General features: G+C 46.5%; 15 protein-coding genes and 1 other RNA gene. 4 read left to right on the top strand and 12 right to left on the bottom strand.

Annotated elements, in window-relative coordinates; all coding sequences use genetic code 11:
- Positions 1-42 precede the first annotated feature (42 nt).
- Complete coding sequence (locus QUA02_RS08020) at positions 43-1,767, bottom strand: zinc metalloprotease HtpX (protein WP_333026551.1); 1,725 nt, start codon at positions 1,765-1,767, stop codon at positions 43-45.
- A gap of 226 nt (positions 1,768-1,993) precedes the next feature.
- On the opposite strand from QUA02_RS08020, the gene QUA02_RS08025 reads away from it, so the two are divergent.
- The 3 genes from QUA02_RS08025 (at position 1,994) to folB (ending at position 5,293) form a co-directional block, all read left to right on the top strand.
- Positions 1,994-3,277, top strand: coding sequence for a glutamate-5-semialdehyde dehydrogenase (locus QUA02_RS08025; RefSeq protein WP_333026553.1), 1,284 nt, complete (start codon positions 1,994-1,996; stop codon positions 3,275-3,277).
- A 183-nt stretch (positions 3,278-3,460) separates the two neighbouring features.
- Positions 3,461-4,828, top strand: coding sequence for a protein kinase domain-containing protein (locus tag QUA02_RS08030; RefSeq protein WP_333026555.1), 1,368 nt, complete (start codon positions 3,461-3,463; stop codon positions 4,826-4,828).
- Positions 4,829-4,936: 108 nt separating this feature from the next.
- Positions 4,937-5,293: a dihydroneopterin aldolase gene (folB, locus tag QUA02_RS08035; RefSeq protein WP_333026557.1), complete on the top strand. Its 357-nt coding sequence runs from the start codon at positions 4,937-4,939 to the stop codon at positions 5,291-5,293.
- 244 nt (positions 5,294-5,537) lie between these two features.
- On the opposite strand, the gene nuoK is transcribed toward folB, so the two are convergent.
- From nuoK to QUA02_RS08085, 10 genes are all read right to left on the bottom strand, one after another.
- Positions 5,538-5,843: an NADH-quinone oxidoreductase subunit NuoK gene (gene nuoK, locus QUA02_RS08040; protein WP_228042566.1), complete on the bottom strand. Its 306-nt coding sequence runs from the start codon at positions 5,841-5,843 to the stop codon at positions 5,538-5,540.
- A 145-nt stretch (positions 5,844-5,988) separates the two neighbouring features.
- On the bottom strand, positions 5,989-6,612 hold the full coding sequence (locus QUA02_RS08045; RefSeq protein WP_333026558.1) for an NADH-quinone oxidoreductase subunit J: 624 nt from the start codon (positions 6,610-6,612) through the stop codon (positions 5,989-5,991).
- Between the two features lie 190 nt (positions 6,613-6,802).
- The gene (ndhI, locus tag QUA02_RS08050) at positions 6,803-7,378 is read right to left on the bottom strand and encodes an NAD(P)H-quinone oxidoreductase subunit I (RefSeq protein ID WP_333026560.1); all 576 of its coding nucleotides are present in this window, start codon (positions 7,376-7,378) and stop codon (positions 6,803-6,805) included.
- A 103-nt stretch (positions 7,379-7,481) separates the two neighbouring features.
- The gene (gene nuoH / locus QUA02_RS08055) at positions 7,482-8,600 is read right to left on the bottom strand and encodes an NADH-quinone oxidoreductase subunit NuoH (protein WP_333026561.1); all 1,119 of its coding nucleotides are present in this window, start codon (positions 8,598-8,600) and stop codon (positions 7,482-7,484) included.
- A gap of 475 nt (positions 8,601-9,075) precedes the next feature.
- Positions 9,076-9,467: a transfer-messenger RNA gene (gene ssrA, locus QUA02_RS08060) on the bottom strand.
- Positions 9,468-9,638: 171 nt separating this feature from the next.
- Positions 9,639-11,420, bottom strand: a complete 1,782-nt coding sequence (locus QUA02_RS08065) for a serine/threonine protein kinase (protein WP_333026562.1) — start codon at positions 11,418-11,420, stop codon at positions 9,639-9,641.
- A 116-nt stretch (positions 11,421-11,536) separates the two neighbouring features.
- Positions 11,537-11,803 (bottom strand): Txe/YoeB family addiction module toxin, encoded by a 267-nt coding sequence (locus QUA02_RS08070; RefSeq protein WP_242728617.1) that lies wholly within the window; start codon positions 11,801-11,803, stop codon positions 11,537-11,539.
- Positions 11,797-12,033, bottom strand: coding sequence for a type II toxin-antitoxin system Phd/YefM family antitoxin (locus QUA02_RS08075; RefSeq protein WP_333026564.1), 237 nt, complete (start codon positions 12,031-12,033; stop codon positions 11,797-11,799). The genes QUA02_RS08070 and QUA02_RS08075 overlap by 7 nt, the downstream gene beginning before the upstream one ends.
- Before the next feature lie 58 nt (positions 12,034-12,091).
- The gene (locus tag QUA02_RS08080; protein WP_333026566.1) at positions 12,092-12,361 is read right to left on the bottom strand and encodes a ParE family toxin-like protein; all 270 of its coding nucleotides are present in this window, start codon (positions 12,359-12,361) and stop codon (positions 12,092-12,094) included.
- Complete coding sequence (locus QUA02_RS08085) at positions 12,358-12,576, bottom strand: hypothetical protein (protein ID WP_333026568.1); 219 nt, start codon at positions 12,574-12,576, stop codon at positions 12,358-12,360. The genes QUA02_RS08080 and QUA02_RS08085 overlap by 4 nt, the downstream gene beginning before the upstream one ends.
- A 127-nt stretch (positions 12,577-12,703) precedes the next feature.
- Here QUA02_RS08085 and QUA02_RS08090 point away from each other — a divergent pair, with 127 nt between their 5' ends.
- Positions 12,704-13,213 (top strand): hypothetical protein, encoded by a 510-nt coding sequence (locus QUA02_RS08090; protein WP_333026570.1) that lies wholly within the window; start codon positions 12,704-12,706, stop codon positions 13,211-13,213.
- On the opposite strand, the gene QUA02_RS08095 is transcribed toward QUA02_RS08090, so the two are convergent.
- Entirely contained in the window at positions 13,210-13,479 is a 270-nt protein-coding gene (locus tag QUA02_RS08095) for a hypothetical protein (RefSeq protein WP_333026571.1), read from the bottom strand. The genes QUA02_RS08090 and QUA02_RS08095 overlap by 4 nt on opposite strands.

Genomic DNA, 13,479 nt, shown 5'->3' on the forward strand with positions numbered 1-13,479 from the left:
CTACGAACCAGTTTGTAGTAAGGAGTAAAGTGCTGTCAACTGTTAAGCTGGAAATGACACGAATAGAAATGCAATACCGATCGCGATCGCACCGATACCCATCACAACAGACCAGAAGCGGTGATAACTCTTAACCGTCGTACCGCTATCGCTTTCAAGCTGAATCAAATCCATCCAAGGTGCAACACCCCGGCGGAACCAACCCAAAGCGCTAACATCCATTCCAATCAAACTTTCAACCCGTTTCATGCCAAACAGAAAATTACCAATTGGCCCAAAACGAGAAGCATATCGCAGATAAATCATTCCCGTTCTATCTTGCAATTTCAAATCAGAACCGAAGGTATAACCCGCATCGCCGCGACCAATTAATTCGCCTTGCAGTTTCGCAGGTTGACCTCGCAAAGGACTGGCATAAGGGTCAGACATTAAGGTTAAAACATCCAAATGTTCTGCTTGTTTGTAATTCGGGAACATCACCAGAGTTTTGAGCAAAATTCCCGCGCCCAAAGCGATTAAAGGACAAGCAACCATCATCATCGGATTTGCAGCAGACAGCGAAATGCCGATCGCAAAACCCACCGCTAAGCCCAGAGTTTCTGCACTGTACAGCAGTAAATCGAACACAAAATTGCCGTACAATCTCCGCTTGCTCAAATCGTTGCCTTCGCCAACAATCCGGCCCATATCAAACTCAACATCCAAGCCTAATTGTTCGGCATAAGTGCTCAAAGCGCGAACTCGTTTACCAGTCAGCGGGTGAGTCGAGTTCAACTCCATCCACCAACCCCACGGATTAAACATATCCCACAAAAACACTCGCCCAATCTTTTCTGGTTCCGAAGCAATCCTGTAAGCAGTGCCGGTAGATGTGGCGGCTTTCGCATCGTAAATGCCTAAAGCGCGAGTTCCTTCTAATAAGCGGCTGGGTTCGGTGGCTCTTTGTCCTTCTTCCAAAATACCGTAAGCAATTTTTACCAAAGCGCGAGACAAAGCGTTGGGATTTCCGGTTGTTTCGGCTGCAAAATGGTCTGCAAAATATTCTCGCGTCCGCGACAAATACAGCAATAAATAAGTGCCGGCGATGTAAAACAAATAAGCAACAGCAGCTACCGTACCGGCCGCATCTTTAGCTTTGGCGCCACCACTTCGACCCAGCCTTTGAGCTGTAGTGTAAATTAAATAAGTAATTTGCACCAAAGTCGAAGCCAAAGTCATTACTGCAAAGTCCCAGTGGACGATGTGACCGAGTTCGTGGGCGTAAACAGTGGCAATTTCATCGTCGTCTAAATAGGTAAAAAGACCTTGACTGACGACTAAGCGAGCGCTGTTTGGAAATGAACCGTAAGTAAAAGCAGTAGGGTTTTGGTCGTCGATAATTCCTAAACGCACAGAAGAGAGTTTTTTCTGCTTGCAAACCTTCTGAATAACTTTGGCTGTTTCGGGACTTAGGCTTTCAATTTCTGCTAGGGAAACCCAGCGAGTATTGTAGAGCCAATTTTGGGTTAAGTCCATCAAGTAAGGCGATAGGAAAAAAGCAGCGATGTTAAAAATCAGGGTAATCGGAAGTGCGATCGCCAATCCGGCGACTGGATCGGGACTGTTGAGAATCAAAACAGAGGCTAAAGATAGCGCTAACACCATACCAAACAGCAGGCTGATGGTGACGCCGGAAGCTAAAACCAGGTTTCCGCCAGTTTTCTGTATCAGTTTAACCCCGGCTTTGGCTGCTCGCCCTGCCTTGCGTAAAGGGGCGTGAGATGACATAATACTCTCCAAAGGTTATTGACAAATGGAAATGACCGTGGGATTTTATCTATACTTCACTGTTTTAACCTGTTAATGCGGATTGCTGTAAGGGGTCTCAACAAAAATATAGAATTTCCTCTAGAATTGTTAAGACTGAAAACCGCCCCGAAATTTATTTGTGCGGATTCAATTCAAAACTCAAAATTCAAAACCGAACAATCAAAACTATTTAAAAGTTACTGCCATGTCTATTATTGAAATTGCCCAAAAAACGCGCGTATCTGCTAGAAAATTGGCAGTTTTATCCGCTGATGCCAAAAATCAAGCTATTGAGGCTATGGCTAAAGCTTTAGAAACTGCCGCGCCGGATATTTTGGCGGCGAATGCGGCTGACTGCAAGGCGGCTGAGGCGGATGGAATTGCGAAACCGCTGTACGATCGCCTAAAGTTGGATGAGAGCAAGTTGAAAAGTGCGATCGCGGGCGTGCGAGATGTTGCGAAACTCCCAGATCCCGTAGGTTCCGTGCAAATTCACCGCGAATTGGATGCAGGATTAATTCTGAAGCGCATTACCTGTCCTTTGGGCGTTTTAGGCATTATTTTTGAAGCGCGTCCAGAAGCTTTAATTCAGATAGTATCCTTGGCAATCAAATCAGGAAACGGCGTCATTCTCAAAGGCGGCAAAGAAGCAGTCCGTTCCTGCGAAATCTTGACAAAAGTGATACATCAAGCATTAGCAGAAACTGCGGTTAATCCCGAAGTCGTGCAGTTGCTCACCACGCGGGAAGAAACAATCGAACTGCTCAAAATGGATGAATATGTAGATTTGATTATTCCCAGAGGTTCTAATTCCTTCGTGCGTTTCGTGCAGGAAAATACCCGAATTCCCGTGTTGGGACACGCCGACGGAATTTGTCATTTGTACGCCGACAAAGCGGCGGATATTCAGAAAGCCGTAGAGATTTCGGTAGATGCAAAAACTCAGTATCCAGCCGCCTGCAATGCCATTGAAACTTTGTTAGTTCACAGTGCGATCGCCCCCGTTTTCTTGCCCGCTGTCGCCGCAGCTTTGCAGCAGAAAAAAGTCGAACTGCGGGGAGACGAAAAAACTCGCGCCATCCTCGAAACTATTGCCGAAGCGACAGAAACCGATTGGTCTACAGAATACAGCGATTTGATTTTGTCAATCAAAATAGTAGATTCTGTGGAAGAGGCAATTAACCATATCAATACATACGGTTCCAGACATACAGATGTCATTGTTACCGAAGACAGCGAAGCCGCCGAAACATTTTTAAATGGAGTCGATGCGGCCGGAGTTTATCACAATTGTTCGACTCGATTTGCCGACGGTTTCCGCTACGGTTTCGGTGCAGAAGTGGGGATTAGCACGCAGCAAATGCCACCTCGCGGGCCTGTTGGTTTAGAGGGGTTGATTACTTATAAGTATCGAGTTGTTGGAGATGGCCATGTTGCCGCGAGTTATGTAGGGAAGGATGCGAAGGGGTTTACTCATCGGGATTTGTAAATTCTCGATAGCTGCTCAAACCCGATAATAAAAAAGCCTGTAGATACTAAATCTTAAGTAAAGTGTCCCTTCTCCTTCATCCATCCCAAAAAAAAGCGATCGCCCTAGCATTCAAACAAATTTAGCTACAATAAGCTATACTGTGCTCGGCGACTCCCCAACTCGAACAATTTGCCGTGGTTTATGTCTAACTCCTCCCTCCTCGCCCCAGGTTCCACTCTCGAAAAACGCTACCGCATCCTCCGCGAATTAGGCCGCGGCGGCTTCGGGCGCACTTACCTCGCAGAAGATATCAACCGCTACGGCGAACAATGCGTGCTCAAAGAGTTTTCTCCGGTGGTTCACAGCCCGAAAGCTGCCGAATTGTTCGATCGCGAAGCGAGTATGCTGTACAATCTCCAACACCCGCAAATCCCGCGCTTTCGAGAACTCCTGCGAACCGATTTGGGCGGGAATCCATCTTTATTTTTAGTCCAAGATTATATCAAAGGTCAAACCTACGAAGAAATATTGATATCGCGCCAGCAACAAGGTAAAAATTTTAGCGAAGCCGAAGTTACTCAACTGCTATTTCAGCTTTTACCAGTTTTAGAATACATCCACTCAAAAAATTTAATTCACCGCGATATTTCCCCGGATAATATTATTCAGCATGATGCTGACAAACTGCCATTTTTAATTGATTTCGGTTCTGTCAAGCAAATCGCAGCCAATGCCGTACTTCAGTTTAACGGACAATCGGATACGGCGATCGGCAAACAGGGTTATTCGCCAACGGAACAAATGCGGCTGGGGAAAGTTTCTGCTGCTAGCGATTTATACGCTTTAGCCGTCACGGCTTTGGTACTGCTAAGCGGCAAAAAGCCTCAAAAATTGTACGATATCAATAATAAAACTTGGGATTGGCGATCGCACGTCAGTGTCAGCCCAAATTTAGCCGCGGTATTGGATCGGATGTTAGCAGAACAATCGGGCGATCGCTACCAATCTGCAAAAGAAGTCCGCGAAGCACTCAAAGATCCAAAATTATCCCAAATTGGCAGCATCATCTCCCAAATGGTGACAATGAACTTTGTGGGTCGCCCATTCAAACACAGCACTCAAACAGCTACCAACAACAATACTCCTGTTGTGCAAAACCATCAAGTTGTTAACAGCAACACCAGCAAATTTAAGTTAATTCCTTGGAAAGCAGTCGCGAGTTTAAGCGTGCTTTTGTTGCCGGGAATGCTAGCTTTTAGCATAGTAAAATCTGGTTTTACGCTACCAAAACTGCCTGATTTGCCCAAAATTCCAGAACTTCCGCATTCTACAAATACATCTTTAGATGCCGAAATCGCTCGTCAAGAAAAGATTGGCAAGCGCCGCAAAAATCTTAATCTTGATAAGGATATATTTTATCAGAAAGTGGATGAATTGTTTTACAATAAATATCCAGAACTACAAGGTCGTAGCTTGACAGAAAAGCCAGAAGATGCAGAAATTAGACAGAAATGGTGTCAGGTAGCTGAGGATTTGCTGGATAAGTTGGAGAAAGGAGGACAGTTGTGAAATTTAATAATCCTGGACGCATAAACTCTATTTGTAGGGTGCGCATTGCGCACCTTACCTGGTTTAATACAAATTGGTATAGGCAACGCACTTTTAGTTTATTTCACAATGGATTCAATTCAACTTACAGGAATTCGCTGCTACGGATACACTGGCTATCTGCCGGAAGAACAGGTTTTGGGGCAGTGGTTTGAAGTGGATGTCACTCTCTGGCTGGACTTATCGCAAGCTGGAAAAAGCGATGATATTGAACATACTCTCGATTACCGGAGTGCAATTACTCTAATTCAACAGCTAGTCAAAGACTCGAAGTTTTTATTAATCGAACGCCTAGCAGATGCGATAGCCCAAGCGCTTTTACAACTACCTTTAGTCGAGAAAGTCAAACTACAACTCTCAAAACCTGCCGCCCCTATCCCTGACTTCGGCGGCAGAATTACTCTAGAAATTACCAGAAGTCATTAGTCCTTAGTCCTTACTTCTTAGTCCTTAGTCCTTAGTCATCAGTCTTTAATCTGCATTAGTTTGTCACTAATGACTGATGACTGATATCAATTCCGTTAGCATCGGAATGATATAAACGGAGGACACGGCAGTGCCGTTTCCCTACCACGATCGATTGTAGGGACACGGCACTGCCGTGTCCTCTATATCATTCCGGTGCAGCCGGAATTGATATGATGACTATTGACTATGGACTATTGACTAATTACCACTTCAGCAAATTAAATTCTTCCATATCTACTGTATTGCGGTTGCGGTAAATCGCCAAAACAATCGCCAAACCCACCGCTGCCTCAGCAGCCGCTACCGTAACTACAAACACGGTAAATACTTGACCTTTAATTTGTACGGGGTCAAGATAGTTAGAAAAACCCATCAGGTTGAGATTGACTGCATTTAGCATCAACTCGATCGACATTAACACCCGCACTGCATTTCGGCTGGTAATCAAACCGTAAATGCCAATGCAGAAAAGTGCAGCAGCTAATAACAGGAAATACTGGAGTTGCAGTTGCATAAATTTTTAGAGTTTCTCTCAGTCAAAATTACTACAAAATAGGCAGATAGAGGACTTGCGAACAGAAACCGAGTTTCTTGCCTGATGGTGCGCAGTGCACACCCTACTAAAAGATAGGTGCGCAGTGCGCACCCTACTATTACTTTGTTTCGGGCGAAGAAACATCTCCGGCCGAAACTAATTCGCGAGGTCTTTCTTGCAAACTAAAAGCTGGTGTTTCCGATAGCTTGTTCGACAATTCATCTGGCAAGAAATCGCGGCGTGCTAGCACAATTGCTCCCACCATTGCCATCAACAAGAACACTGATGCTAACTCGAAAGGCAGCAAAAAGTCGGTGAAGAAATGTTTGGCGATCGTCACAATCGAACTTTCTGCCGGTGCTCCAGTCGTCGCCACAATAGCCCAAGGAGTAGACACCACCATCGTACCCAAAAGCGCAAATAAACCACCACAAACCAGTGCTGTTGCTACTTGACGCACCCAAGCTTTGGGAATTGTGCGGAAGTCTTCTCGCTTGTTTACCAACATGATGGCAAACAAAATCAAGACGTTAACAGCACCAACATAAATCAACACTTGCGCTGCTGCGACAAAATCAGCATTCAACAACAGGTACAAACCGGCAATGCTGGTAAATACTCCGCACAGCAAAAATGCTGAGTAAACGATATTGGAGAACAGCACTACTCCTAATGCTCCTCCAATCATCATTACTGACAGTATGCCAAATGAAACAATTTGAACCCCTTCGGCTAGATTCACAATTTTTAATCCTCTGTTAATTGGGCATTGGGCATTGGGCATTGGGCATTGGGCATTGGGCATTGGGCATTGGGCATTGGAAATTTGTTATTTGTTATTAGAAAAACTACTAACAAGTAATCATTAACCATTAACCACTAACTACTAACTATGCCCCATGCCCCATGCCCCATGCCCCATGTCCCATTACCTACTTTTCGATAATTTCCTCTGGACGGAGACCAGCCCGGCGATCGGTGTAGGAAACTTCATGGGGGTCGATCGCCCCTTTGGGCAAATAAGCGAATTCCCGCATCGGTGTCACCATCGGGTCATCTGTAACCTTGTAGGGCAAACGTCCGAGGGCCACGTTGTCAAAATTCAATTCGTGGCGCTCGTAAACGGCTAACTCGTATTCTTCTGTCATGGACAAACAATTAGTCGGACAATATTCTACGCAGTTTCCGCAGAAAATACACACTCCGAAATCGATACTGTAGTGCTTGAGTTGTTTCTTCTTAGTTTCTTTGTTAAATTCCCAATCCACTACAGGTAAGTTGATCGGACATACCCGAACGCAAACTTCGCAGGAGATGCACTTGTCAAATTCAAAGTGAATTCTGCCCCGAAAACGTTCGGAAGGAATTAATTTTTCGTAAGGATACTGCACCGTAATCGGTCGGCGTCTCATGTGATCGAAGGTCACGGCTAGCCCTTGACCGATATACTTAGCAGCTTGAACAGTCTCTTTGGCGTATTCGCCTACTTGATTGAGGAATTTTAGCATGGTGTTCTCTCTCTGTACTTGAGTTTTTGGTAATTGCTAATTGATAATAGGTAATTGGTTAACAGCTAATTTTTTTTAGCGGTTGCCCTTTACCTATTATGAATTAACCGCCAAAAGCAAAGGGAAAGGCAAGCTTCAAAGCTGCGGTCAATAGCAAATTCACTAAAGCAACGGGCAGCAAAAACTTCCATCCCAAATTTAGCAATTGGTCGATCCGAACTCGCGGCAGAGTCCAGCGGAGCAGAACTGCCAGAAACAGGAAAAAGTAGGCTTTCAGCATGGTCATCGTAATGCCCAGCGTGCCGGTAATTACCTGCAACCAAGGAGTCGTCTCGCTCAATCCCAGGGCATTTGTGATGGCTCCGACCGGAATCGGACATTCCCAGCCGCCGAGGTACAAAACAGCTACTAGCAGGCAAGAAAGGACGAGGTTAACGTAGGAAGCGATGTAGTACAAAGCAAATTTCATGCCCGTGTACTCAGTCTGATATCCTGCTACCAATTCTTCTTCTGCTTCTGGGAGGTCAAAGGGCAACCGTTCGCATTCTGCCAGTGCTGAGATCCAGAAAATCAGGAAACCTGCGGGTTGCCGCCAGATATTCCAGCCGACAATGCCGTAGCCGGCTTGCTGGTGTACGATGTCGATCGTACTGAGGCTGTTGGACATCATCACAACTGCCAATACTGCCAAAGCTAGGGGAATTTCGTAGCTGAGGGATTGAGCGGCTGCTCTGAGTCCGCCGAGGAGGGCGTATTTGTTGTTGGAAGCATAGCCGGACATCAGCAAGCCGATCGGCTGAATGCTAGAAAGAGCAATCCACAGAAATATCGCTGTCCCCATATCGGCGATCAGCATATGCTCTCCGAAGGGCACGATCAAGTAGGACAGAAACACTGGAATCACGACAATTACCGGCCCGAGCGTGAACAGCAGCGCGTCAGCTTTTGCCGGTACAATATCTTCTTTGAATACCAACTTCAGACCGTCGGCAACGGGTGCTAGAACTCCCAGAGGGCCGATGAATTCCGGGCCAATCCGCTGTTGAGCGGCGGCGGAAATTTTCCGCTCTAGCCAGACGCTAGTAAGTACCCCGAATACGGCACCGACAACCATCAGCACCATTGGCAGCGGTAGCCAAAGCACTTGGGCGATGTCCGCCGGTAAGCCCCAATTCATCAGGGCTTCTACAAAACTTCCTTGTAAGTCAATTCCTGGGTTCATGTTTCCAGCTTTTGAGCGATCGCATATATTTTTTCACCCATCCTTAGTAGGAGTAGGCTTGGAGAGTAGGGTGTTTGTAAAGATTTTTAATGCTTTACCGCATATCAGTATATCGCCGGACAGGCTACAAGAACGGACGGACTGGGTGAAATTATATTTATCTGAGTCCTAAGCTTAGCTAATGGGTGGGTAACTTATGGTTGACGGTTGGCTGTTGACTGTTGGCTGTTGACTGTTGTGATATCAATTCCGGTTGGATCGGAATGATTTAAACGCAGAGTACGCAGAGAACACAGAGTTCGAGAAGAGAGAGATGAATAATTCTGATGAAGGGCGGATTTGATATGAACCCAGATTTTGAATCAGCGATCGATATTGAATGCCAAACAAAAGGGCAGAGAATTAATTCTCTGCCCTTTTAATGCTTTAAAGTAACTTTCAAATGGTTTAAACCATTGATTTTACGTCACTTTTTTTATGGAACTGGGCAGAATCGAACTGCCGTCCAAAGCGGGTATTTACCTTCCGATCGTTCACAGGTTTATCCCCTCTAATCCTCGGGGCGGGAACCATCTTTATCCCAAATGGGGGGATTATCTAGTGATTGCTTTCCCAGTTAACCGACTAGATGCGTCTAACTAGGGCATCCGTTGGGGGTTGTTATGCTACCGTTAACGGAGTTAGGTTGCATACACTCTAAACCGCGCTCAAGAAGTTTTTTAGGCTACAGCGACGGCTTTGCGAGCGAAAGGAACGATGTTGTTCGCATTTACTTTTTTGTTTGAGCCGGTATTTGCGAGAGGAGACTCACTCTCGACCTGCATCACGGAGCAGCTTTCGCCACCCTGTCGAAACCATTACAGCCCCTCGTGTGTTCTGTAATTATAGACAATATTTTGTGTTGCGTCAACTAGATTTTAGATTTTAGATTTTGGATTGTCGATTGGGGATTAAAGAAACCGGGTTTTTTGCGGTTTTTGTCTGCTTTAACGAACTCTTGGAGCAAAAACCCGGTTTCTGACCACCCGTGCGCAATTCCTATTTATGCAAATTTTCGTCCCAGACGCCGATGTAAATCCGATCGCGCTCATTGCGTTCGATCGTCCCTTCAAGCGAACCCTTCTTAAACGTAAACTGATTAGTCCGGCGCTGCTGCACGTCCCGGAACCCTTGCAAAATCTCCCGGTTGGCGCCGCGCACCATCCCGTTTAACGCGGTTCGCACTACCAAATCGTCCACCGACTGGGCAAAAGAACCCTCTGTTTGTACTAGCTGGCTTGAATCGCGATCGTAAATGTAGCCGAGAGTAATTCGGTTCGGCAGCACTTCGTAAAGTGCGGTGCGAGTATTCGGCCAATAGCCCCGGGATTGAGAGTCAGTCGGTTCTCCCAATTGGGATAAAATCTGACTTTCCGGCGTACCAACGGCAAATCCAGGGATTGCGGGATTCCTCCGATTGCTGGTTGTCGGTTGTTCGCTGGGTGCGGGCGATCGATCTGGTGGCAACTCTTTGTCAACAAGTTTTTCTGTTGGTGTGGGTTCGGCAGCCTCGGGAGTTGGCGCTGGTGTTGGAGTTGGCGCCGGTGTTGGAGTTTCAACAGCAGGCGCTGGAGTTTCAGCAGCAGGCGCTGGAGTTTCAGCAGCAGGCGTTGGAGTTTCAGCAGCAGGTGGCGGAGTTTCTCTGGGAGTCGGGGCTGGCGTTGGTGTGGGCGCGGGAATTGGTGAGGGGCTTGAGGGCGCGTCTGGATCTGCGGGGGTCGAAGTGCGATCGTCCTGGGCCACCGGTGCGGGTTCCGAAGACGGCCGGTTGAGGAAAACCCTAGCAATACCGATAAAACCTGCAACAATAAGTGCGATCGCCACCAACCCCAAAATCCACCAAACCTTGCGGTTGCCGGACCCAGAAGACACCACAGCAGGCGCAGTTCTCGAAGTCGCAGGCGACTGAGGCCCGTGTCCCGGAATCACCGCCACCGTCGGCCCGGTGCTCGGCGACGCTGCACCAACAGGCTGCCCGTGCAGCAGCGACAGCCACTCATCCACGCTAGCAGGGCGATTTTGAGCTTCTACCGTCATCCCCCGCATCACTGCTTGGCTGACAGCCGCACTTAGCTGAGGCTGCAAATCGCGGGGTGAAGGCATCGGCTGGCTGGTACGCAAAATTGCGGCCACCGGCACCTGTGCTGTCAGTAAAGTGTAAAGCGTCGCCGCCAGACCGTAAACATCTGTTGCGGGGGTATATTTTCCTTGGGCGAAATACTGTTCTGGGGGCGCGTAGCCGTCGGACACCATATTAGTGTGAGATTGAGTTGCACCGGCAGTAAACTCGCGGGCAATGCCAAAATCGATCAGCACGACTTCTTGGGTATTTTGGCGCAGCAGAATGTTTTGCGGCTTGACATCTCGGTGCAGCAAACCCTTTTGATGAACTACTTTTAAAGCAGCGCCAATTTGAGTTATGTAGAGAATAGCGAGTTCTTCTGGCAGCGGCCGATTTGGGAACACGACATCGCCCAAATTCTGACCGGCTATGTAGTCCATCACCATGTAAGGCTGCCCGTCTTCGACAAAGAAATCGCTGACGCGGACAATATTCGGATGAACGCAGGAAGCCAACCGCCTCGCTTCGTCTTGAAACTTGCGATCGAACTCAGCAAAATTGGGTTGCTGGCGCAGAGATTCGTTGAGGGTTTTAATGACTACAGGCTGTCCTAAATAGCGGTGATTTGCCCTGAAAGTAATCCCAAAGCCGCCGCGTCCCAGTTCTTGTTCGAGGGTGTACTTTCCACCCTGTAAAGTTTTGCCGATTAGCGCATCCATAGTTTCAGGCGATCGCGTACCAGATAATATCGCTGATTATGGCACGTATGGTCGGCCTAGTTACCAGTCTAAAGGGCGATCGATCTACCCCTGTATTAGTTAACCTGTTAGAAACACTACTCATAATGCGTCCACATCCGCAAAATTTTTACCGTGTTCTCGGACTCAATCACCTCGTACACCAGACGATGCTGAATGTTGATTCGCCGTGAATATGCACCTTCCAAATCTCCCACCAATTTCTCATAGGGTGGCGGATTCTGAAACGGATTGGTTTGAATGATGTCGAGTAACTCTTGCGCTTTGTCTCGTAAATTGCTAGAAGCGAGCTTTTTGGCATCTTTCTGTGCCTGTTTGGTATATACCAGATTCCAATTCACCACTCCAACTCCCTAGCGCAATCCTCGATCGGCGTTGCCAGTCCTTCCCGAATCGATTCCCGCATTCCCGGCACTGATAGAAGATACAATGTTTCTTGTACCGATGCCCAGTCAGATTCAGATAATAACACTGCATTGCTAGTCTGTCCTGCAATCACAATAGGTTGATGCGACTGACTCACCGAATCGATTAACTGCTGCAACTGCTGTTGAGCTTCATTGATTGGAATCATAATCTTTCACCTGTCTAAATACACTTTTCTAGATGATATTGGCTGGCTGTAGACACTGCTACAACTGCCCCAGAAACTTGTCGTACTCTGCGTGTGAACCAACCCAAAACCAGATTACAGTGTCTCCATCCAACTGACCAACTGCTCGATAGTTTTTGCTAATTCGGGCTGAGTAGATTGGTAAGTCTGGATGCACCTTCTTGAAACGCAGGCTTGGATGACTTGGGTCTTCCTTGAACTGGCGATACGCCCCGCGTGTCTGCTGTTGAACTTGTTCGGGTAAATCAGCAAATAATCTGCGGAACTCGATTGTAGTGCTTGACTTCACAATGTTTCTGGATCGAGTTCTTGGGTTTTGCCTGCATGATACTCAGCCATTGCGGTCGCTGCGAGTTTAGCAAGAGCATCTGGGGAACGGGAGAATTCTCGATCCCAGCGTCTATCGTCTTCAAGTTCTTCCAGAATCATTGAAGCGAGGGCATCTTGCTCGCTGGCAGACAATGTTTTCAACTTGGCGATCGCACGTTCGAGTAACTCAGTCATGGCTACCACACTTTTACAATGAAAATGGCATCCTATCCATTATCGCTTGTTTCAGGCAAGTTGAGGGTAGGTCGAACAAATGGCAGGCTAATTATCATCATTAATCACTACGGGAGAGCCACTTCATATGTTTTATACTAGCTTTTTCATGCACTTAAATACATCTCTATATCTCGCAAATTCAGGAATTCCACTATTCAGTCAGAGTGTTTTCTATCAAATTCTTTTGCTACTCCCAATTATTGCAATAGAAGCTTACATTCACAAAAAACTACTCGAACTCAGTATCATAAAAGCAATTTTTATTGCTTTTGTAACAAATATTATATCGACGATTGGGGGAGGTTTTATTATCCTATGTATTGGGGTGTTTATTGGAGATATCGTCTTCCACACAAGCGTGCCTGTACAGCCTGGTTCTTTTCCATTTCTGCCGTTGGAAATTATGATTACACTCATTCCTATGTTTTTCTTTTCCGTTGTCCTAGAATTATTTATAGGGAGTTTTGGACTAAAAAGAATTGAAAAAGGCAAAGTGAATAAATCATTTTTAATAGCTAATTTATTCACTTACTTAATGCTTGAGATATTAGCTTTTACCCAACTTGTCAAGGGATACATTGAAGGGCGTGGCTAACCAAAACGTTCTATATCGTCGGATCGCCGATCGACATCTGGAGCCACCATCATTGCATTGATGTGGGTAAAGATGCGATCTAATTCCCCAATGGCGTCAAGTTCTGCTGCCTCTTCTGCCATTAGTTGGTCTGCCTTCTTCTTCTCTAACAATTGTTCCATGCGCTGTTGGAGCGATTCACTAAATTTGAACAACTTCCACCGATCGACTTTTTCAATGCAAATCTCATGGATTAATGAGGAGGGTTTGTTGAGAATTGAAACCAT

This window comes from Microcoleus pseudofavosus SVA1_A4 (assembly GCF_036700565.1).
GTDB lineage: Bacteria > Cyanobacteriota > Cyanobacteriia > Cyanobacteriales > Microcoleaceae > Microcoleus.

Excerpts from the sequence above, each read along its gene's own strand:
- QUA02_RS08075 (WP_333026564.1), bottom strand. The coding sequence starts at position 12,033 with ATGATTCCAATCAATGAAGCTCAACAGCAGTTGCAGCAGTTAATCGAT.
- ndhI (WP_333026560.1), bottom strand. The coding sequence starts at position 7,378 with ATGCTAAAATTCCTCAATCAAGTAGGCGAATACGCCAAAGAGACTGTT.
- QUA02_RS08085 (WP_333026568.1), bottom strand. The coding sequence starts at position 12,576 with ATGACTGAGTTACTCGAACGTGCGATCGCCAAGTTGAAAACATTGTCT.
- nuoH (WP_333026561.1), bottom strand. The coding sequence starts at position 8,600 with ATGAACCCAGGAATTGACTTACAAGGAAGTTTTGTAGAAGCCCTGATG.
- QUA02_RS08020 (WP_333026551.1), bottom strand. The coding sequence starts at position 1,767 with ATGTCATCTCACGCCCCTTTACGCAAGGCAGGGCGAGCAGCCAAAGCC.
- folB (WP_333026557.1), top strand. The coding sequence starts at position 4,937 with ATGGATTCAATTCAACTTACAGGAATTCGCTGCTACGGATACACTGGC.
- QUA02_RS08090 (WP_333026570.1), top strand. The coding sequence starts at position 12,704 with ATGTTTTATACTAGCTTTTTCATGCACTTAAATACATCTCTATATCTC.
- QUA02_RS08065 (WP_333026562.1), bottom strand. The coding sequence starts at position 11,420 with ATGGATGCGCTAATCGGCAAAACTTTACAGGGTGGAAAGTACACCCTC.
- QUA02_RS08025 (WP_333026553.1), top strand. The coding sequence starts at position 1,994 with ATGTCTATTATTGAAATTGCCCAAAAAACGCGCGTATCTGCTAGAAAA.
- QUA02_RS08030 (WP_333026555.1), top strand. The coding sequence starts at position 3,461 with ATGTCTAACTCCTCCCTCCTCGCCCCAGGTTCCACTCTCGAAAAACGC.
- QUA02_RS08095 (WP_333026571.1), bottom strand. The coding sequence starts at position 13,479 with ATGGTTTCAATTCTCAACAAACCCTCCTCATTAATCCATGAGATTTGC.